The organism is Pseudomonas sp. RA_105y_Pfl2_P56 (assembly GCF_963970845.1).
GTDB classification, from domain to species: domain Bacteria; phylum Pseudomonadota; class Gammaproteobacteria; order Pseudomonadales; family Pseudomonadaceae; genus Aquipseudomonas; species Aquipseudomonas baetica_A.
Genome location: NZ_CAXAPL010000018.1, coordinates 1 through 20663 on the forward strand (window position 1 = coordinate 1; position 20663 = coordinate 20663).

Sequence of the window (20663 nt, forward strand, 5' to 3'; positions counted from 1 at the left end):
ACCTTGAAGTCGTGACGGATCGCAGGAATCTGCAACGAGAAATGCGCCGCATTGGCCGGCCGGAACATACGCTTATCCTTAAGCAAAGAGGAAAAGAGCGCGATGTCGAAACCGTCCCTGGTTTGTGCTCGCGAAGACTGGCGGGCACAGTAACGAGGCGAAAAAAAGATAGCTGTAGGGGGATTCTTCAAAATCGGAAGGACATTTCCTTTACAACAGCCTGCCGTTCAACAGACGTAAAAAAGCCGCGATCAACGCGGCTCCTCCACATCCACCTGCCCTACTTCGGCTCAGGCTTCTTAAACGCATAAAGATGCTGCTGCACAATCCCGCCCGGCAGCTCTTTGCCAAATACGCCATAACGCACCGGCCATTCTTTCGGCGGGAGCTTGAAGGTGCCGAACAGCATGTCCACCAGTGGCGTGTGGATCGCGTAGTTCTTGTAGATGTAGTCCTTGTGCCGGGCGTGGTGCCAGTGGTGGTAGCGCGGCAGCACGATCAGGTAATTCAGCCAGCCACCCTTGATCCGCACGTTGGCGTGGGCCAGTACGGCTTGCACGCCGACCAGAATCACATAGGCATTCAACGCCTGCGGCGCAAAGCCCAGCAGCATCAGCGGCACCAGTACGCCGGTGCGGGTCAGCAGGATTTCGATGAAATGCACGCGCGAGCCGGCCAGCCAGTCCATGTGCGTGCTGGAGTGATGCACGGCGTGAAGGCGCCACAGAAAAGGTACAACGTGGTACAGCCGATGCAGCCAGTACTGACCGAGGTCCGCCACCAGCACCGCGAGCAGGAACTGCACCACCAGCGGCAGGCTTTGCACGCTGGCCTGAAAGCCCGGCGACACGGCCCAACCGGCGATGTAGCTCGACGAAGCGGTGATGAAAATCAGGATGAATTGCACCAGCATGTGACTGACAAAAAAGTAGGTCAGGTCAGTGCGCCAGTGCGGTCGCAGAATGTTTTGCTCGGGGTCCTTGGCATACAGTTTTTCCAGAGGAATAAACACGATGGCCGAGACCAGCAGCGCCAGGACAAACCAGTCCAGACCCAGCGAGTACGGGGTCTGCCCGATTGCACTGACCTGCACGTTGGTGCCGCCGAGAAATACCGCCAGCCCCGACGCGACCAGCCCGGTGATCCCCAGACGCTTGCGTTTGTTGAGCAGGATATTCAGGGTACCGAGGCTGAACGACAGCACCAGCCCCAGCAACAGCGTGGTACGCGCAAACTGTTCGTCGTAGACCTTGCGCAGTTCAGCAGTGGTGAGCCACTCGGGAAACAGGAAGCACAACACCGCGAGCAGGCTCAACAGCCCGAGCGTGGCCGAGATATAACCACTGACCCGCCCCTCACCAAACTTGAAGGGGGCGTGGCCGTGCCGCTGAAAATAGGCTTTGACTCTTTCCATAACTGATCTTCCGTGAATGCGAAAACTGCGATTGGTCAATGCGACGCAGGCAGGCACAAAAAAGCCACGGTTACCGTGGCTTTTTAGGGGTCACTGCTTCGGCGCGGGGGCCGGTGCAGTCGCCGGGGGCGTTGTCGGCGCCGGCGCCGCACTTCCCGGCTCGGCCGGTTTCGGTGCCGCGTCGTCGAACAGGTTCAACCGTTCACGCAACTCGTGGGCAGGCACCGGTTGCTGATCGGCCGGCAGTGCGTTCGGATCGACCGGTGGCGTTGCAACGGCACCATTTTGCCCTTGCTCTGCCGGTTTCGCCGGTTCGGCACCTTGCGCACCTTCGATGGCTGCCTGAGCCTTCTTGGTCAGCACGACAATGTCGATGCGGCGGTTGACCGGATTGAACGGGTTCTCCTTGTCGAACAACGCCGACGAGGCATAACCCACCACTCGCGCCACCTGCTCCTCCGGATAGCTACCAGCGACCAATGCGCGGCGAGCGGCATTGGCACGGTTGGCCGAGAGTTCCCAGTTGCCGTAATCACCACGGCCAATGTATGGCTGGGCGTCAGTGTGGCCGCTGATACTGATCTTGTTCGGCACCGCTTTGATGGTGTCGGCCATGGCCAGCAGGATGTCTTCGAAGTACGGCTTCAGACGTGCGGAACCGGAGTCGAACATCGGCCGGTTCTCGGCGTCCATGATCTGGATGCGCAAGCCGTTCGGCGTGATCTCGAAGAGGATCTGATCCTTGAACTTCTGCAGTTGCGGGTTTTCGTCGACCTTGTTCTGCAACTCTTGCAGGAGCAGTTCCAGACGCTCCTTCTCGACCTGCTCGGCCATGCCTTCGACCTGATCGGTGTCGACGGTGACCTTGTCCGGTTGTGGCTGGGATTTCACCTCGGGGTTGAGGGTATTTTCCGGGGCCAGGGTCGGTGTACCGCCCAGATCGATGATGTAAGGCGTGCCACTTTCAGAGAAGCCGACCGGGTCTTTGAAATAGCCGGCGATGGCGATCTTCTGCTCCGGCGTTGCGGTGGACAGCAGCCACAACACCAGGAAGAACGCCATCATTGCCGTGGCGAAGTCGGCGAAGGCGATTTTCCATGCCCCGCCGTGGTGCCCACCGGCTATGCGCTTGACGCGCTTGATGATTATCGGCTGATTATTTTCCATGGCTTAACGACCGCGAACGGCTTGTTCCAGCTCGGCAAAGCTTGGACGGTGCGCCGGGTACAGCACCTTGCGACCGAACTCCACCGCCAACGATGGCGGCATGCCGGAAGCCGAAGCCACCAGCGAGGCCTTGATGGCTTCGTAGACGTTCAGTTCTTCCTTGGCATCGTGGGCCAGGGAATGCGCCAACGGGCCGAAGAAACCGTACGCGGCGAGAATACCGAAGAAGGTACCCACGAGCGCCGCACCGACGTGCAGACCGATGGACTTCTGATCGCCCTCACCCAAGGATGCCATGGTCACCACGATACCCAGTACCGCCGCGACAATACCGAAACCCGGCATGGCGTCGGCAATGCCGTTTACCGCGTGGGACGGGTGCTCAAGGTCTTCTTTGAGGCTGTACAGCTCCATGTCGAACAGGCCTTCGAGCTCGTGGGGAGCCATGTTGCCGGAGGACATGATGCGCAGGTAATCACAGATGAACGCGGTCATGCGTTCATCTTTAAGGACTGCCGGGTACTTGGCGAAAATCGGGCTCGCGGCGGCGTCTTCGATGTCGCCTTCAATGGCCATCATGCCTTCGCGACGGCTCTTGTTGAGGATCTCGTAGATCAGGCCGAGCACTTCCAGGTAGAAGGTGTGGCTGAAACGCGAACTGAACATGCTCAGGGATTTCTTGAGCACGTGCATCGTCATGTAACCGGGGTTGGCCTGGAGGAATGCACCCAGTGCCGCACCACCGATGATCATCACCTCGAAGGGCTGGACCAGGGCGGCAATCTTGCCGTGGGAGAGCACGTATCCGCCGAGCACGCTCGCGAATACGACGATGATGCCGATAATTTTAGCCATAGGTAGAAAGTACTTATTTAAGTCGGGTTCAAGGTCATATTCGGAAGTTAAAAAATCTCTTCTTCTACTTATCGGCAAAACTGCGCCAGACTATAGCCAGTTCAGGCGAAAAGCCAATTTAGCCCATGCCGGGCGCGTCTACAGTCAGTGAAGATCTCGTCCAGACATGGCTAATGAAACGAACGTCCCACACGTAAAACCGACCACCCTTGAAGGCTGGGTGACATGGCTCGATAGCGTGCGCCTGCCCGTGCCGCAAGACGCTCACGACAAAGTCTGCCGGGCCATTCGTGACAACCGCAGTTCTCTGCGCGACATCGCTGACCTGATGCAGGACAGCCCGGCGCTGGCCTTGAGCATCATCCGTGAGGCAAATCGTCACACCCACGGCACGATGAGCACACCGGCGGAAAATCTCGAAGTGGCGATCAACCGTCTCGGCCTCGCCCGCACCGAAGAACTGCTGGCACGCCTGCCTGCCGAACCGCAGATGCAGATTCCCAAGGCCCTGCGGCAACTGCAAATGATCAGCCAACACGCCACGCAACAGGCCAACGGTTTTTTTGCCAGTCGCCTGGCGCGGCTGTGGCAGGACATTCATTGGGGCAGTCTGCTGTTTCTCTCGCCGTTGTGGCCGCTGGCGCTGACGTATCCACAGTTGCTTGAAGAGTGGGAACTGCGGGTTATCCACAAGGGCGAGTCGGCGCGCACTGTCGAGAAACAGTTGTTCGGCGTGCGCCTGCTGAAAATCGCCGAGGCGCTGGTGCACGTATGGCACCTGCCGGTCTGGGTGCAACAAGGCTACAAATTGCTGCTCGGCGAGCGCCGCGAATTGGTCAAGGTCCTTAGAATCGCCCGCGACAGCGAGCACCCGTTACGTCAGCAAAATCGTCTGGACGATGATCCGACGTTGCGCCGCTGGCTCAATCAGCCGGCCAACACCGTGCTGCTGGCCAACGGGCTGGCGCTGTCGGCGCAACAGGCGTGGGACAGTCCGCACAGTAAGCGCTGGCAGTACCTGACCAGCCTTTATCTGCAAATTTCGATGGACGAGGTGCAGCAGCAATTGCACCAACAGGCGGCCAACAGCGCGCGTCACCATGCGCTGCCGGATCTGTGGCACCCGGCCATTTCGCTGCTATGGCCGTGGGGCACTCATCGCTTGCCGGCCGGAATGCTCCCGGCCGCCGCCCCCAGCGCCGAAGATCTGACGCAGTGGCGCCGGCAATGCGCCGAACTGCTGGCCGAGCCGAGTCGCTTCACCAATGCCATGAGCCTGACCGTTGCCGCCCGTGACGCCCTGGTCGCCAGCGGCATGCATCGGGTGATGATCCTGATGGCCGATCGCACCCAGTCCAATCTGCGCGTGCACCAGACCTTCGGCCTGCCAAAAGAAGCGGGGGCGCTGAACTTTGTGGTCAGTCAAAGCAAAGTCCTGCAACGGCTGCTCGCGCAACAGGCGCAGGTACGGATCAACCCGCAAAACGACGGACAATTCTCTGCCCTGCTGCCGCCGAACCTGCGCTCTCTGTTTCGTGGCGAGCACCTGTTCCTGCGCTCACTGGTCAACAATGGCCGGGTGATCATGATCGTCGTCGCCGATCAGGGCGGTGGCCCCTTCGCCGATATCACCGTGCAAGCCTTTGGCAAAACCGCGCAATGCATCGAAAAAGCCCTGCACAGCTTTAGCAGCCGTGGCCGATGAGGCTGCGCTACAATCCCCCACTTTGTGCTCTGGAGACCTCACATGTCTGACTTCTCTGGCTTGCCGCTCGTGATCGAACCGAGCGACCTGCTCCCCAGGCTCGAGGCAAGCGATCTGATTCTGGTGGACTTGACCAGTGCCGCCCGCTACACCGAAGGACACATTCCCGGGGCGCGGTTTGTCGATCCGAAACGAACCCAGTTCGGCCAGCCACCGGCGCCGGGACTGTTGCCGGCCAAAGCCGATCTGGAAGCGTTGTTCGGTGAGCTGGGCCATCGCCAGGACGCGGTCTACGTGGTCTATGACGACGAGGGCGGCGGCTGGGCCGGACGCTTCATCTGGCTGCTCGACGTGATCGGTCACGACAAGTACCACTATGTCGATGGCGGTCTGCCGGCGTGGCTGGCCGATGGCATGCCGATGTCGATCCAGGTACCTCCTGCCGCCGGTGGTCCGGTGGCATTGACGCTGCACGAAGAACCGACCGCCACGCGCGAATACCTGCAAAGCCGTCTCGGCGCCGCCGACCTGGCGATCTGGGATGCACGCGGGCCGCTGGAATACTCCGGCGAGAAGGTCCTGGCCGCCAAAGCCGGCCATATTCCCGGCGCCGTCAATTTCGAATGGACGGCGGGCATGGACAAGGCGCGTCAGTTACGCATTCGCACTGACATGCCGCAGATCCTCGAAGACCTGGGGATCACCAAGGACAAAGAAATCATTACCCACTGCCAGACCCATCACCGGTCGGGCTTCACTTATCTGGTGGCCAAGTCCCTCGGTTATCCGCGAGTCAAAGGCTACGCCGGTTCCTGGGGCGAATGGGGCAACCACCCCGACACGCCTGTCGAGATTTAAGGTTTTTAAGGACAACTAATGAAAGAGCGTCTGTTTATCCTCAGCCAGTACCTGCTGCCTCATCATTTGCTGTCGCGCCTGGCCGGCTGCATTGCCGAGTGCCGCGTGCGCTGGTTCAAGAATGCATTCACCCAGTGGTTCGCCAAGCGCTATCAAGTGGACATGTCGCAGGCACTGGTTGAAGACCTGACTGCCTACGAGCACTTCAACGCGTTCTTCACCCGCGCCCTGAAAGACGGCGCGCGTCCGCTGGACGAAACCCCGGGCGCAGTCCTCAGCCCGGCCGACGGTGCCGTCAGCCAGCTCGGCCCGATCGAACACGGTCGGGTGTTCCAGGCCAAGGGCCACAGTTTCAGCGTGCTGGAACTGCTCGGCGGTGACGCGGCAAACGCAGCGCCGTTCATGGGCGGCGACTTCGCCACCATTTACCTGTCGCCGAAGGACTACCACCGCGTACACATGCCGCTGGCCGGCACCCTGCGTGAAATGGTCTACATCCCGGGCCGGATCTTCTCGGTCAACCAGACCACCGCCGAAAACGTCCCGGAGCTGTTCGCCCGCAACGAGCGCGTAGCGTGCATTTTCGACACCGAACGCGGCCCGATGGCGGTTGTTCTGGTGGGCGCGATGATTGTGGCTTCGATCGAAACCGTGTGGGCCGGCCTGGTCACGCCGCCGAAACGCGAGCTGAAAACCTTCCGCTACGACGAAGCCGCCCGCGCGCCGATTCATCTGGAAAAAGGCGCCGAACTGGGCCGTTTCAAGCTGGGTTCGACCGCGATCGTGCTGTTCGGGCCGGATCAAGTGAAGTGGGCTGAAGAACTGGCGGCTGGCTCGCCAGTGCAGATGGGCCAGGGTTTGGCGCTGCCAAAAGCCTGAGTCTGATGTAGCCACTGATCCGCCCGTTCGCACGTCTGCGAATGGGCGGATACGACTCGCGGGGACCGTTACTCTATTTGCCCACGAAAGCCGATTGGCCCTTCGTTGGCATAGGTATTGGTGCCACTGAGGTTTTTCCCTCCATCATTGGAAGTGACGCTCAACGCGACAACGTTCTGATTGTCCCGTCCGCCAATGACCCACTTGCCGCCCGGATGCCACGGGGCATCGTTGCCACCCCACTGATTCTCGACGTTGTACTGGTTCTGGCCTGTGCGTTGCGCCTTGAAGCCAATGGGCCCTTCACCGGCGTAGGTCATGGTGCCGGTGAACGTTTTGCCGTCGTCACCGGACTTGATCTCGATGGCCACGACGTTCTGGTTGTCCCGCGCGCCCAGCACCCAATCTCCACCTGGATGCCAAGGGGCCGAACTGCCGCCCCACTGATTTGCCACTACATATTTAGACATGAACCTCATCTCCTTGAAGTTATGAAGAGACCTGCCCGCTATTGGCAACAGGCCGTACGACCGTGCGTATCCGATCGCACGCCTAAGAGCCTAGTTGCGCCTACGGCATGGCAACGAGCAAGCAGACAAACGGTAAAAAACCCCACAGGAACCCGCGAACCCGGCCACAGCTGCTAGAGTTTCGTGCATTGCCCCATTCGTTTCCGGAGCTGGTCATGGCATGAGTGAGCCTCAATTCCAACCGACATTACGCGCCCCGACGCCAACGCAAACGCGCCTGTCGTTCTGTGAACACACCCCGCGCGATCTCAAACGCTGGATCGCCGACCTGCCCAAAGCCAACATCGGCGAAACCGCCCGCCTGTTGTATCAAGGCCTGGGCGAACTCAATCTGTTGCTCACCCCCAGTGACAATCGCCTGCAACTGCTGGAACTGCTGCGCCCTGAGGTGTACTTCGTCTGCCAGCATCTGGAGCGGCACTTCCTGCATCAGGCGATCATGCTCGACGAGCGCTCGCGCAAGATCAGCAACCTGTGTCAAGCGCTGCAAGGTCATCTGGCCATCGGCTACAAACAGATCGTGTTGCGCATTGCGCCGAAGTACAGCAAGGATCGCGCAGCACTTGTCAGCCAGGCCCTGCAACGGGCAGCCCATGCACTTAAAGCTCAAGGGGTGCGCGCCGCGCAGTTGTACAGCTCGCCGCCGGAGCATCTGTGGTTCGAGCTGCATCAGCTCTATCGAATAGCCTGTCAATTGCAGTTGCAACAGCGCCAGGTGCATGACGATCTCGCCAGCCTGAGCACCGAGTTGAGCCTGGAACAGACTTACATCGCCGCCCTGCTATTGGGCTGCGCCCGCTGCAATCAACTGCGACAGAACCAGATTGCCCGACTGGCAGAAGTGATCGAGCCGTGGAGTGCTTTGCTCAAACTGCATCCCGGTAGCCCGGACGAGGGTTTGTTTGCGATCAGCGCCGAACTCGATGCCGGGCCGCGCTATCGCAACATGTTCCGCAGTGAGCAGAAAAATGCACTGCTCGGCTTCGATCCGCAGCCGCTGGTGAATGTCATCGAGGCATTTCTGCAGCGCCAGGACACGTCGACGCCGCTGCCCGTCCCTGCCGGGCTGAGCTTCGACACCCTGCAACACTTGCATGCGACCTGGGGCCAGGCGGCCGAGCGCAGTTTTCAGCGCACCGTGGGCCAAGGCAGCCTGACCGTGTGCGTGGGCATGAGCGCCCTGCACTTCTATTTGGGTGGTGAACGCACGTTCAGCGAACTGCTCAAGCTCCCCGGCGCACGCGCGGCAAACTTCAGCAGCGCCGTGACTCAAGGTGAAAAGGACAGTTGGAGCCAGGCGTTCGACGCCGCGCCGCAAAGCAAGGCCGATGAGTTTCTGCCCTACGAAGAAATTCAGTACGACCAGTTGGTGGAGGACGACAGCAGCACCGACAGCACGCCACACTATCCGACGTATGCTCTGCCTGTGATCAATCACAGTCCCGGTGGTTATTGCCTGGGCTGGCCGAAAGAAGTCCCCGTCGAGCTACAGACCGGGGAAATGCTCGGGATTCAGGACAGCACGAATCAGGGCTGGAGCATCGCGGTCATTCGCTGGATCCGGCAGGTGCGCGGCAGCGGCACGCAGATGGGCATTGAACTGGTGGCGCCCCATGCACAACCGTGCGGTTTGCAACTGGTGCGCTCGCGGGACGATCACAGCCACTATTTACGCGGATTGCTACTGCCGCAGATCAGCTCGATCGACTTGCCGGCCACCTTGCTGGCGCCGCGTCTACCCTTTCAGGAAGGCAGCAAGGTGCTGATCAACACCCTGGGCGAGGAGCACCCCGCCGGGCTGGATCGACGGGTGGCGAGTACGCACAGTTTCAATCAGTTTGCCTATCGCTCGCTGGAGGCGGCGTCGCAGAGCGGGAGCGAAGAGGATTTCGATTCGTTGTGGAAGTCGCTTTAGACCGGGTTGCGCCCTTCGCGAGCAAGCCGGCTCCCACACTTGAAATGCATTCCAAAGTGGGAGCGGGTTTGTTTGCGAAGAGTCCGACGCTGGCCCTGGAGAGTCAGAGCTGCCCGTCGCGATCCCGGAAGCCCAGCAGATACAGCACGCCATCGAGCCCAAGGGTGGAGATCGCCTGCTTCGCCGACTGCTTGACCAACGGCTTGGCGCGAAACGCCACGCCCAACCCGGCAATGGCCAGCATCGGCAGGTCATTGGCGCCGTCGCCGACCGCAATGGTCTGCTCCAGACGCAAACCTTCCTTGTGCGCCAGTTCTTTCAACAGGTCAGCCTTGCGTTGCGCATCGACAATCGGCTCGATCGCCACGCCTGTGCACTTACCGTCGACCACTTCCAGTTCGTTGGCGAACACATAGTCGATACCGAGTTTGGCCTGCAATTGCTTGGCGAAATAGGTGAAGCCGCCCGACAGGATTGCGGTCTTGTAACCCAGACGCTTGAGTTCGGCGAACAGGGTTTCGGCTCCCTCGGTCAGGCGCAGCGAAGCACCGATCGAGTCCAGCACGCTGACGTCGAGGCCTTTGAGCAGCGCCAGACGCTCTTTGAAGCTGGCGCGAAAATCCAGTTCGCCCGCCATGGCACGCTCGGTGATGTGCGAAACCTGCTCGCCAACTCCGGCCGCCTTGGCCAGTTCATCGATGACTTCGGCTTCGATCAGCGTCGAGTCCATGTCGAACACCGCCAGACGACGGTTGCGACGGAACAGCGAATCTTCCTGGAAGGCGATGTCGACGTTCAGTTCCTGCGCGACGCTGAGGAACTCGGCACGCAGCGCCTGCGGATCAGCCGCTTCGCCACGCACGGAGAACTCGATGCAGCCCTTGCCCTGGTCGGCCGGGGTGTCGAGCGGCATACGACCCGACAGACGGTCGATGTGATCGATGTTCAGGCCGTATTTGGCAGTGATCGAACTGACGGCCTGCAATTGGCCAGCCGTCACTTTGCGCGTCAACAGGGTGACGATGTGGCGTTTCTTGCCCTGATTGCCCACCCATTGCTGGTAATCCTCTTCGGACACTGGGGTGAAGCGCACTTGCTGATCAAGCTCGTAGCCCTTGAACAGGATGTCCTTGAGCACCGACTTGCCTTGCAAGGAATCGGGAATTTCAACCAGGATGCCAAACGACAGGGTGTCGTGGATCACCGCCTGACCGATGTCGAGAATGTTCACACCACCCTGGGCCAGAACACCGGTAATGGCCGCCGTCAGACCCGGACGGTCGACTCCCGTGATGTTAATCAGGACGATTTCGCGCAACGCGCACCCCCGCAACTGGAAAAAAACCGCATTCTACCCACTTTCAGTGACCATCGGGCACCGCGAGCGCTTTGCCGGTCTAGGGCCTGTCGCTATACTGCGCGTCAACTTCACGGACAAAAGAGCCGAGCTCAGTGAACCGGCCCACGCCAGTTAAAACCGATAACTTCTTCCTGCTGATCTTCCGTGCACTGCGCCACCGCCGTGTACCGATTGCATTGCGCATTGCCAGCCATAACGTGATCCTGGTCGCTCTGGCCCTGGTGATCTATGCCGGCGTGATGGGTTTGCAATTCAAGCAGGCCATGCACGAACAGGCCGATGCGCTGGGCGAAAGCCTGACCACGCAGACCGCCACCTCCGCCACGGAGCTGCTGGTGTCCAACGACATCCTCAGCCTCAACGTACTGCTCAATAATCTGACCAAAAACAAACTGGTGGCCCACGCCGCCATTTACAGCGTGGATAACCGCATCCTCGCCGAGTCCGGTCAGCGCCCCAAGCACAGCCTGCTGGGCGAAGCCGAAGGCATGTACGAAAGCAAGATCACTTTTCAGGACGTGACCGCCGGGCAGCTGCGCATCAGCTTGGACATGGATCAGTTCCAGCAGCCGATGACCATCAGCCTGCAGAGCATGGGCATCTTGAGTGCGATTCTGTTGGCGCTGTCGTTGGCCCTGAGCCTGCGGCTGGGTCGGCACATCTCCACGCCGCTCCTGCAACTGCGCGTATGGCTGCGCCGGATCGATGAGTACACCCCGGGCATCGAGCGTCAGGACGAGATCGGCGATCTGGCCCGTCAGTTACACGCCAACTATGCCCCCGAGCCTGTTGAACCCGAGCCAGAACCGGAGCCCGAGTTCGAAGACGACGAGACCGAGTTCGAGGTGCGTAACCTGCGCGACCCGAGCTTCGACGAGAGCCGGCCGATGGCCGCGCAAAAGCCTGCGGCACGCCGGGTGGTCAGCACCGTCGAAGACGATGAGGACGACGACGCCTTCGCCGACCTGCGCGACGAGTCCTTGAATGAAACCGCGCAACCGCCGATTCGCCAGGCCACGCCAAGCGTGCCTCAGCACACGGCAGTACTGGCCGTGCAACTGGGCTCGCAGGAGCAACTGCGCCGTTTGCCTCGGACCCGTCTGGAAGAGTTGCAAAAGCGCTACCGCGATTGCCTCGATCAAGCCGCTTCGCTGTATCAAGGCGAGATCGAAACCCTGAACGATGGCAGCACGCTGATGCTGTTCCACACCGAGGACAGTGGCGACGACTACCTGACCAACGCGATCTGCTGCGGCGAGTTACTGCGAGCGCTGGGCCATCAGTTGCAGATAGAAGTCGCGGACAGTGGCATTACCCTGCAATTGCAACTGGGCCTGACCCTGGGTGATGAGTTGTTCGGCCTGAGCCAGATTGATCTGCTGCTCACCGATTCGGCCCAGGACGCGCTGGCCTTGTCACAGCACAGCCGCAATTTGCTGCTGGTTGAACGCAAGATCAGTGATGACGCGCTAATCCGTCAGCGTGCACGGATTCGCCCGATCGCCAGTCCCGAGGGGGCGTGCTGTGTCGAGCGGTTGATGGAGCCTTATCCATCGATGCTGGAGCGGCAACTGGCGCGGATGCATGAGCGCCGGGCCTGAGGTCTGACCCCGCTGTAAAGGAGCCCGCAGATGAGTGATTGTCTGCGGGCTTTTTCGTAGCCTGATCCGACCCCTTCGCGAGCAAGCCCGCTCCCACAGGGGAACCGCAAACACCAGAACCCTTGTGGGGGCGGGCTTGCTCGCGAAGGGGCTAGACGCCTGACCACAAATCGCCAGACAGCAGACACAACAAAGCCCGCACAAGGCGGGCTTTGTCTTGACTCAAACCAGACTTAGAAGCGGAACACTTCCATATCGGTGCGAATCGGCGAAGCCATCGGGATCTTCGGCTGCTTGTCGGCTTCCGAAGGCGCTGCCGGTTTCGGTGCCGGTTTACGCTGCGCCTCGACCACCGGCGGCTGATTGGCCAGCGGTTTGAGCGCCACCGACAGTTGATCGGCCAACCGCTGCAACAGAATCCCCTGTGCCTGAACCTGCGAAGCCGTGCTACCGGCGTGCAGTTCTTGCAGGTGGACGATACGGTTATCGCGCACCTTTCCACGACGGTCGATCAATCGCCATTGCGCATCGAGAATCGCCGGTTGTTTCTCGCCGGAGTCCAGACGCGTGATGGTCAGCAATACCTGCACATCCGGGGTGAAGCCCTGAGTGGCCGGCGCCAATACCACGCGCTGGCTGTCCAGATGACCGGCAACCTGACGCAGCAGCAACTGGTCGATATCCGACGAAAGGCTGCCGGCCCAACGACCATCGGTCGCCGCTTGCAGACTGCCGTCCGGTTGACGTTGCAGCAGGGTTTCACGTTGCAGGTAGTCGGCGACGACTACAGGGCCCAACAAAACCGCCATGCCTGCGCTTTGCGCAGGCTGAACCGGACTTCCGCTGTCCAGCTGATACAGCGACACCGGCTGGTGTACGCTGCAACCCGCCAGGCCAAGAACGCCGGCGAGCAGGAAAATAAGGGGGCGCAGAGCAGTCATCATCCCGTCCAGGTGGCCGCCACTCGGCTGACCACAGTGAAAATACTCAATAAATATGAAGAACGCTCGGCCACGCCGGCGCTTGAAAGGCCATATCATCCGTGAATATGCGTTCCGACTCCAGCGCCAAAGCGTCGATCTACGCGTTAAATCGTAGATCGAGCGCTCTGGGACGCCTAATTGAGGTTTTCGACGAGCAGTGCATCGACTCGCTGGAAGCCACGCGGCAGTTTATTGCCACGGCGACCACGCTCGCCTTTGTAGTGTTCGAGGTCGTCGGCTTTGAGCGACAGTGTCCGTTTCCCGGCCTGCAACACCAGTGTTGCGCCTTCCGCAAGCACGGCGATGTCCGTGACATATTCTTCGCGACTGGCCACGCGCTCACCGGAAATACCGATGATCTTGTTGCCCTTGCCCTTACCTAATTGTGGCAGATCGCTGATTTTGAAAATCAGCAGGCGACCTTCGGTCGTGACCGAGGCCAGCCAGTTCTGTTCACGATCGGTCACCGGACGCGGTGCGATCACTTTGGCGTTGTTCGGCAGGCTCAACAGGGCTTTACCGGCCTTGTTCTTGGCTTGCAGGTCTTCGCCTTTGACCACGAATCCGTAACCGGCGTCGGAAGCGATCACGTACAGCGCGTCGTCTTCCGGCATCATCACGCATTCGAACGATGCGCCCGGTGGCGGCGTCAGACGGCCGGTCAACGGCTCGCCCTGGCCACGCGCCGACGGCAACGTGTGCGCGGCGACCGAATAGCTGCGGCCGGTGGAGTCGATAAACACCGCAAACTGGTTGGAGCGTCCCGCTGCCGAGGTCTTGAAGCCGTCGCCTGCCTTGTACGAAAGGCCAGTGGCGTCGATGTCATGACCTTTGGCCGAACGGATCCAGCCTTTTTCCGACAACACGACTGTTACTTTCTCGTTCGGCAGCAGATCGTGCTCGGTCAACGCCTTGGCTTCGGCGCGCTCCACGATTGGCGAGCGGCGGTCGTCGCCATAGGTTTCGGCGTCCTTGATCAGCTCGGTGCGCACCAGTTTCTTCAACTTGGCTTCGCTGCCCAGCAGCGCTTGCAGCTTGGCTTGTTCCTTGAGCAGTTCGTCCTGCTCGTCGCGCAACTTCATTTCTTCCAGTCGCGCCAATTGACGCAGACGGGTGTCGAGGATGTAGTCGGCTTGAATCTCGCTGAGGGCGAAGCGCTCGATCAGCTTGGCTTTGGGGTGTTCCTCGGTACGGATGATGTGGATCACTTCATCCAGATTGAGGTAGGCAATCAGCAAACCGTCCAACAGGTGCAGACGACGCTCGACCTTGTCGAGGCGAAATTGCAAGCGGCGACGCACGGTCTGCACGCGGAACTCCAGCCATTCGACCAGCAAGGCGCGCAGGTTTTTGAGCTGTGGCTTGCCGTCCAGGCCGATGATGTTGACGTTGACCCGGTAGGTCGACTCCAGCTCGGTGCTGGCGAACAGGTGCTGCATCAGCGCTTCGTGATCGACGCGGCTGTTGACAGGGATAATCACGATGCGGCACGGATTTTCGTGGTCGGATTCGTCGCGCAGGTCGGCGATCTGCGGCGCTTTCGACGGTTTGGCCTGCATCAGCGCGGCGATCTGCTCCAGCACTTTGGCCCCGGAGACCTGATGCGGCAGCGCGGTGACGATGATGTCGCCGTCCTCGACGTGGTACACGGCGCGCATGCGCACCGAGCCCTTGCCGGTTTCGTACATTTTCAGCAGGTCGGCGCGCGGCGTGATGATTTCCGCTTCGGTCGGATAGTCCGGGCCCTGGATGTGTTCACAGAGTTGCTCGACCGTGGCTTTGGGCTCATCAAGCAAGCGCACGCACGCCGTGGCGACTTCGCGCAGGTTGTGCGGCGGTACGTCGGTGGCCATGCCCACGGCGATGCCGGTGGTACCGTTGAGCAGAATGTTCGGCAGACGCGCTGGCAATACCAGCGGTTCCTGCAGGGTGCCGTCGAAGTTCGGCCCCCAGTCCGCGGTGCCCTGGCCCAGTTCGCTGAGCAGCACTTCGGAATAACGCGACAGGCGAGCCTCGGTGTAACGCATGGCCGCGAAGGACTTGGGATCATCCGGCGCACCCCAGTTACCCTGGCCGTCGACCAGCGTGTAGCGATAGCTGAACGGCTGAGCCATCAGCACCATCGCTTCGTAGCACGCCGAGTCGCCGTGGGGGTGGAATTTACCGAGTACGTCACCGACGGTACGCGCCGATTTCTTGTGTTTGGAGTCAGCGTCCAGCCCCAGTTCGCTCATCGCATAAATGATGCGACGCTGCACCGGTTTCAGGCCATCGCCGATATGCGGCAAGGCACGGTCCATGATCACGTACATGGAGTAGTTGAGGTAGGCACTTTCGGTGAAGTCAGCCAGCGAGCGGCGCTCTACGCCGTCTAAGCTGTCTGCAAGGATGTCGCTCATGCGGGCCTCATCGGTTCGTTGTCTGGCGCAGCAGCATGGTGCCACCGCGCTGAGTAAATTCAAGTTTGTTCAGGGCGCTCATCCCGAGCAGCACCTGATCACCCTGCAAGCCTGGCGCCACCAGTGCGCGGACGTCCCGCAGCACGATGTCGCCCAGTTGCAGGCGGTCAATTTTTGTACGATAGCCCTGGCTCAGGCCATTGGCCGTGCTCAGGGTCACACCAAAACCCTCTTGCAGCTTCAAACGCTCGGCCAGATCCGCCGGGATCGCCACATCGGTTGCGCCGGTGTCGAGCAGGAATTCAACCGGCTCGCCGTTGATCTGGCCGCTGGCGACAAAATGCCCCTGGGCGTTACCGGCCAGCTTCACTTCGATATAACCTTCGCCCTGCTGCGAACTCACCACCACGTTCGGATTCTGCTGGCGTTGTTCCCACTGGCCGAAAAACCGCGTGGCCAGAAAAAGCGCAGCGCACCAGGCCAGGATCATCAGCACCCGCCCGGCGCGCTTGCCCGGTGGTTGCTGGCTCAAGGCTTGGCGCTCCAGCCACCGTCAGGTGCGGCGAACCGCCAGACGACCGGCCGAACCTCACCGTCGGCACGCGGGCCAAAATTATTGTCGACGCCGATCCACGCACCCTCAGCATCGACGATCAGTGCCTCTTCCAGCCCGTAGCTCTGTGAGTATTGGCGGTTGGCCTGCAACAGTTCGGCCGCATACGACCAGCAACGCTCGATCTTGGCTGTTTGCGCATCGCGACGACATATCTGGAAGGCGTTGCGTTCAAGGGTAAACAGTTTGCCGTTGAACAACGAAAGGTCGGAAAAGTCCCGATCGACCGCTTTGGCATCCGGGAACTGCGGCGGCTGCATCTCCTTGCCACTCTCGCTGAGCAGCACGCAACGACCGTCGCAATCCCACACCGTCTGCTGGCGCTTGATCTTGAGCAAGCCACGGCTTTGCCGTTCGGCCGCCAGCCACATCTGATCGCCTGCCGGGTTGATCGCCAGGCCTTCGAATATCGCATTGAAATGCAGGAGCATGCCGCTGGCCCGCGCTTCGCGAACCATCATCGGCGAGATTTTCAGCCAGTTGGCCGGGCCATTGACGGGCACCTGCAATACCGCTGCATGGCCTTCGCTGACGATGTAGCGATTGCCAGCGCTGTCGCAGGTGATGCCTTCGAAATCCAGATCGCCACCGCGCACGAACGACGCGGCCCAACTGCGCGAGCGCAACCCCCACGGCAAACCGGTCTCCGGCACTTCGGGCACGTCGATGTGCAAGGCTTCGGCCTGCCAGACCTGATCGGCGGTATTGAGCCGATAAATCTGGTCGTCATCGCGGTCCGACACCGTCCACAACTCGCTGCCACACATCGCCAGCCCCGACAGGTTACCGCCGCGCATGCCGTCGACCGGGTGCTCGGAAAGCACGCGCAACTCCTGCAACGGCTCGGCCGACACGCCCATCGCACTCAGCAGCAACGCACCCGCCAAGGCCCAGCCAAACCGCATCAGGCCAGCACCTCGGCGAGGTTGCCTTTGGATTCGAGCCAAGCCTTGCGATCACCGGCGCGTTTCTTCGCCAGCAGCATGTCCATCATTTCCGAGGTCTGGGCGAAATCTTCGCCCAGCGTCAGTTGCACCAGACGCCGGGTGTTGGGGTCCATGGTGGTTTCACGCAACTGCGGCGGGTTCATTTCACCCAGACCTTTGAATCGGGTGACCTGTGGTTTGCCACGTTTTTTCTCGGCCACCAGACGGTCTAGAATCCCATCACGTTCGGCTTCGTCGAGGGCGTAGTAGATCTCTTTGCCGAGGTCGATACGGTACAGCGGCGGCATCGCGACGTAGACGTGACCGGCATCCACCAACGGGCGGAAATGCTGGACGAACAACGCGCAGAGCAAGGTTGCGATGTGCAGGCCGTCAGAGTCGGCGTCGGCGAGGATGCAGATCTTGCCGTAGCGCAACTGGCTCATGTCCGCCGCGCCCGGATCGACACCGATGGCCACGGCGATGTTGTGCACTTCCTGGCTGGCGAGCACTTCGCTGCCGTCGACTTCCCAGGTGTTGAGGATCTTGCCGCGCAACGGCAGGATCGCCTGAAACTCTTTGTCCCGGGCTTGCTTGGCGGAACCGCCGGCGGAATCACCTTCGACCAGGAACAGTTCGGAACGCATCGGGTCCTGCCCGGCGCAGTCAGCGAGTTTGCCCGGCAGTGCCGGCCCCTGAGTGACGCGCTTGCGCTCGACTTTCTTGCTGGCCTTGAGACGACGGCCGGCGTTGTTGATCGCCAGTTCGGCCAACGCCAGACCGGTTTCCGGGTTGGCGTTAAGCCACAGGCTGAAAGCATCCTTGACCACCCCGGAAACGAACGCCGCCGCTTCACGCGATGACAGACGCTCTTTGGTCTGGCCGGAGAATTGCGGCTCCTGCATCTTCATCGACAGCACGAAGGCGATGCGTTCCCAGACGTCTTCCGGCGCCAGTTTCACACCGCGCGGCAGCAGGCTGCGGAATTCGCAGAACTCGCGCATCGCATCAAGCAAGCCCTGACGCAAACCATTGACGTGGGTACCGCCCTGCGCCGTCGGGATCAAGTTGACGTAGCTTTCCTGCACCGCGTCGCCACCTTCGGGCAACCACAGCAGGGCCCAGTCGACCGCTTCTTTATTACCGGCGAAAGCGCCGCAGAACGGCTCGTCCGGCAGGCGTTCAAATTCGCTGACCGCGTCGACCAGATAGGAGCGCAGGCCGTCCTCGTAATGCCACTCGACTTTCTCGCCGGTGCCTTTGTCTTCAAAACTGACCAGCAGTCCCGGACACAGCACAGCCTTGGCCTTGAGCACGTGCTTGAGGCGGCTGATGGAAAATTTCGGTGAATCGAAGTATTTCGGGTCCGGCGCGAAGTACACGCTGGTGCCGGTATTGCGCTTGCCGACGGTACCGACGATTTCCAGTTCCGAGGCCTTGAAGCCGTCGTTGAAGGTCATCTGGTATTCGTTGCCGTCACGCTTGACGCGAACCCGGACTTCGGTCGACAAGGCGTTGACCACGGAAATACCCACCCCGTGCAGACCGCCGGAGAACTGGTAGTTCTTGTTGGAAAACTTGCCGCCCGCATGGAGCTTGGTGAGGATCAGCTCGACGCCTGACACACCCTCTTCCGGGTGGATGTCGACCGGCATGCCGCGACCGTCGTCGCTGACTTCCAGCGAGTGATCGGCGTGCAGGATCACCTGCACCGATTTGGCGTGGCCGGCCAAGGCTTCGTCGACACTGTTGTCGATGACTTCCTGGGCGAGGTGGTTCGGCCGACTGGTGTCGGTGTACATGCCGGGGCGTTTGCGCACCGGGTCGAGGCCCGAGAGGACTTCGATGGCGTCGGCGTTATAAGAACTAGCGCTGGGAGTGGCCATAGGGTCTCGTCGTCAGTCATTCATGAAAGAGGGGCAAGACTTCACAGTGCGGTGAAATCGATTGCCTGATACACATCGGCGCCAATGTCGGCAAAACTCAACAAGGCTGGCAATTGCCCGGCAAAACCCTGGAAACCATGGTCGCCGCCGGCCTGAATGCGCAAGGCGCAGGCCCGGTAATAGTGCTGGGCGAGGCGATAATCCAGTGTTTCGTCGCCGGTCTGCAACCACACCTGATACCGCTGCGCATCCTGGGGCGCCGGCACTTCCAGCTCGGCCAGAGCCGTCACATGGTCGTGGGTCAATTCCCAGGTTTCATCGGTATACAGGTTTTTCTGCGTTCCCAGATAGCCGTCGAACATCCGATGCGGACTGACGGCCGGGTTGACCAGCAACGCTTTCAGGCCATGGTGCTCGGCCAGGTGAGTCGCATAGTAGCCGCCGAGTGAGCTTCCCACCAGCAGCGGCCGGCCCAGCTCGGCAATCGCTTGCTCCAACTGACCGATGGCTTGGCGCGGATGGTGATGCAAGGCCGGAACCTGCAGTTGCCCGCTCAAACCCAGCCGCTCCATCACCGCGACCAGCTCACAGGCCTTTTTCGAGGCCGGTGCGCTGTTGAAACCGTGGATATAGAGGATCGAACCGGACATTTGAGCTCCCTGAGTGTCGGCGAAAGATAGCGGAGTTTACAGGGAGTCGAGGGGATCGTGGGTGTTTGTAAGGATGCCTTCGGTGCGGCCTCAGTAACCGTTTGAACCGTAATCGACAGTGAAGGCGAAATCCGTGACCCGCTCGACGCCAGTCTCCAGCCGTCCATCGGGCAACAGCCGCAACCAGCGATACCCCGGCGCCTGTTCGCCAACCTTGAAGTCTTCACTGTTTGGCTCGAACTGAATGCAGGTCGACGGCGAGGCCAGCAACCTTACGCCATTGCGCTCGCGATCAATCTCCTGATGCACATGCCCCCATAACACGGCGCGGGCCTGTGGAAAACGATCCAGCACCTCGAAAAACGCCTCGGGATTGCGCAAACCGATCGGCTCCGCCCAGGCACACCCCACTGGCACCGGATGATGGTGGAAACACACCAGATGATGGCGTTCCGGTGCCTCACTCAACGAGCGGGCGAGCAACTGCAATTGATCGTCCTGCAGGTAACCGGGCACAGAACCCGGCACCGCCGAGTCGAGCAAGGTCACGCGCCAGTTGCCGACATCGACCACTGACTCCAGCAACGCACTTTGCACCGCGGCCAGCGCCATGATCTGCGGCTCATCGTGATTGCCGGGAATCCAGCGCGCTGGCGCATCGATCTGCGCGGTCATCTGGCGAAACTGTCGATACGACTCCAGCGTGCCGTCCTGGGAAATATCCCCGGTGGCCAGAATCAGGTCGATCCGCGGTTGCTGCCTGAGCACCTGTTCGATGACCTTCTGCAGGCTCTCGCGGGTGTTCATGCCCACCAGCGTGCCATCCGCCTCGGCGAACAGATGACTGTCGGATAACTGCACCAGCAGCGCCGGATCGGCGGTGGTCAATGCGGATACGCTCGGCAAGGCGTTCTCCCAGGGC

General features: G+C 60.8%; 18 protein-coding genes. 6 read left to right on the forward strand and 12 right to left on the reverse strand.

All coding sequences use genetic code 11. From position 1 onward, the window contains the following. Window positions 1-311 (forward strand): hypothetical protein (locus AACY11_RS14160; protein WP_339495009.1); only part of this gene is annotated, 311 nt, incomplete at its 5' end. Here the strand turns inward: AACY11_RS14160 and AACY11_RS14165 are convergent. The 3 genes from AACY11_RS14165 to motA form a co-directional block, all read right to left on the reverse strand. After that, complete coding sequence (locus AACY11_RS14165) at window positions 281-1414, reverse strand: sterol desaturase family protein (protein WP_339432314.1); 1134 nt, start codon at window positions 1412-1414, stop codon at window positions 281-283. The genes AACY11_RS14160 and AACY11_RS14165 overlap by 31 nt on opposite strands. A gap of 90 nt (window positions 1415-1504) precedes the next feature. After that, on the reverse strand, window positions 1505-2581 hold the full coding sequence (motB, locus tag AACY11_RS14170; protein ID WP_339432313.1) for a flagellar motor protein MotB: 1077 nt from the start codon (window positions 2579-2581) through the stop codon (window positions 1505-1507). Between the two features lie 3 nt (window positions 2582-2584). After that, on the reverse strand, window positions 2585-3436 hold the full coding sequence (gene motA / locus AACY11_RS14175) for a flagellar motor stator protein MotA (protein WP_339432311.1): 852 nt from the start codon (window positions 3434-3436) through the stop codon (window positions 2585-2587). A 166-nt stretch (window positions 3437-3602) separates the two neighbouring features. Between motA and AACY11_RS14180 the strand changes: the two genes are divergently transcribed. Genes AACY11_RS14180 through asd form a run of 3 tightly spaced genes read left to right on the forward strand, consistent with a single transcriptional unit; the run spans window position 3603 to window position 6878 of the window. Further along, complete coding sequence (locus AACY11_RS14180; RefSeq protein WP_339495011.1) at window positions 3603-5141, forward strand: HDOD domain-containing protein; 1539 nt, start codon at window positions 3603-3605, stop codon at window positions 5139-5141. Window positions 5142-5183: 42 nt separating this feature from the next. Continuing rightward, entirely contained in the window at window positions 5184-5999 is an 816-nt protein-coding gene (gene rhdA / locus AACY11_RS14185; RefSeq protein ID WP_339432309.1) for a thiosulfate sulfurtransferase, read from the forward strand. 18 nt (window positions 6000-6017) lie between these two features. Further along, window positions 6018-6878, forward strand: coding sequence for an archaetidylserine decarboxylase (gene asd, locus AACY11_RS14190; protein ID WP_339432308.1), 861 nt, complete (start codon window positions 6018-6020; stop codon window positions 6876-6878). Between the two features lie 68 nt (window positions 6879-6946). Here the strand turns inward: asd and AACY11_RS14195 are convergent, their stop codons facing one another. Next, window positions 6947-7348, reverse strand: coding sequence for a lectin OAA family protein (locus tag AACY11_RS14195; protein WP_221731209.1), 402 nt, complete (start codon window positions 7346-7348; stop codon window positions 6947-6949). 220 nt (window positions 7349-7568) lie between these two features. Here AACY11_RS14195 and AACY11_RS14200 point away from each other — a divergent pair, with 220 nt between their 5' ends. Continuing rightward, complete coding sequence (locus AACY11_RS14200; protein ID WP_339495013.1) at window positions 7569-9323, forward strand: molecular chaperone; 1755 nt, start codon at window positions 7569-7571, stop codon at window positions 9321-9323. Window positions 9324-9426: 103 nt separating this feature from the next. Here AACY11_RS14200 and serB read toward each other — a convergent pair whose 3' ends face one another. Further along, the gene (gene serB, locus AACY11_RS14205) at window positions 9427-10641 is read right to left on the reverse strand and encodes a phosphoserine phosphatase SerB (protein WP_339432306.1); all 1215 of its coding nucleotides are present in this window, start codon (window positions 10639-10641) and stop codon (window positions 9427-9429) included. 134 nt (window positions 10642-10775) lie between these two features. On the opposite strand from serB, the gene AACY11_RS14210 reads away from it, so the two are divergent. Next, on the forward strand, window positions 10776-12284 hold the full coding sequence (locus AACY11_RS14210; RefSeq protein WP_339432305.1) for an AhpA/YtjB family protein: 1509 nt from the start codon (window positions 10776-10778) through the stop codon (window positions 12282-12284). Window positions 12285-12517: 233 nt separating this feature from the next. Here the strand turns inward: AACY11_RS14210 and AACY11_RS14215 are convergent, their stop codons facing one another. From AACY11_RS14215 to cpdA, 7 genes are all read right to left on the reverse strand, one after another. Beyond that, on the reverse strand, window positions 12518-13225 hold the full coding sequence (locus AACY11_RS14215) for a PqiC family protein (RefSeq protein ID WP_339432304.1): 708 nt from the start codon (window positions 13223-13225) through the stop codon (window positions 12518-12520). 176 nt (window positions 13226-13401) lie between these two features. Continuing rightward, on the reverse strand, window positions 13402-15666 hold the full coding sequence (gene parC / locus AACY11_RS14220) for a DNA topoisomerase IV subunit A (RefSeq protein ID WP_339432303.1): 2265 nt from the start codon (window positions 15664-15666) through the stop codon (window positions 13402-13404). A 7-nt stretch (window positions 15667-15673) separates the two neighbouring features. Next, window positions 15674-16198, reverse strand: coding sequence for a retropepsin-like aspartic protease family protein (locus AACY11_RS14225; RefSeq protein WP_339465343.1), 525 nt, complete (start codon window positions 16196-16198; stop codon window positions 15674-15676). Next, a complete protein-coding gene (locus AACY11_RS14230; protein ID WP_339495015.1) occupies window positions 16195-17184 on the reverse strand; it encodes an esterase-like activity of phytase family protein in 990 nt (329 codons plus the stop codon). The genes AACY11_RS14225 and AACY11_RS14230 overlap by 4 nt, the downstream gene beginning before the upstream one ends. Further along, on the reverse strand, window positions 17184-19091 hold the full coding sequence (gene parE / locus AACY11_RS14235) for a DNA topoisomerase IV subunit B (RefSeq protein WP_221731217.1): 1908 nt from the start codon (window positions 19089-19091) through the stop codon (window positions 17184-17186). The genes AACY11_RS14230 and parE overlap by 1 nt, the downstream gene beginning before the upstream one ends. A 41-nt stretch (window positions 19092-19132) precedes the next feature. After that, window positions 19133-19741 carry a YqiA/YcfP family alpha/beta fold hydrolase gene (locus AACY11_RS14240; RefSeq protein WP_339495017.1) on the reverse strand — a complete coding sequence of 203 codons (609 nt, stop codon included), beginning with the start codon at window positions 19739-19741 and terminating at the stop codon, window positions 19133-19135. A 90-nt stretch (window positions 19742-19831) separates the two neighbouring features. Further along, the gene (gene cpdA / locus AACY11_RS14245) at window positions 19832-20647 is read right to left on the reverse strand and encodes a 3',5'-cyclic-AMP phosphodiesterase (protein ID WP_339495019.1); all 816 of its coding nucleotides are present in this window, start codon (window positions 20645-20647) and stop codon (window positions 19832-19834) included. Window positions 20648-20663 lie beyond the last annotated feature (16 nt).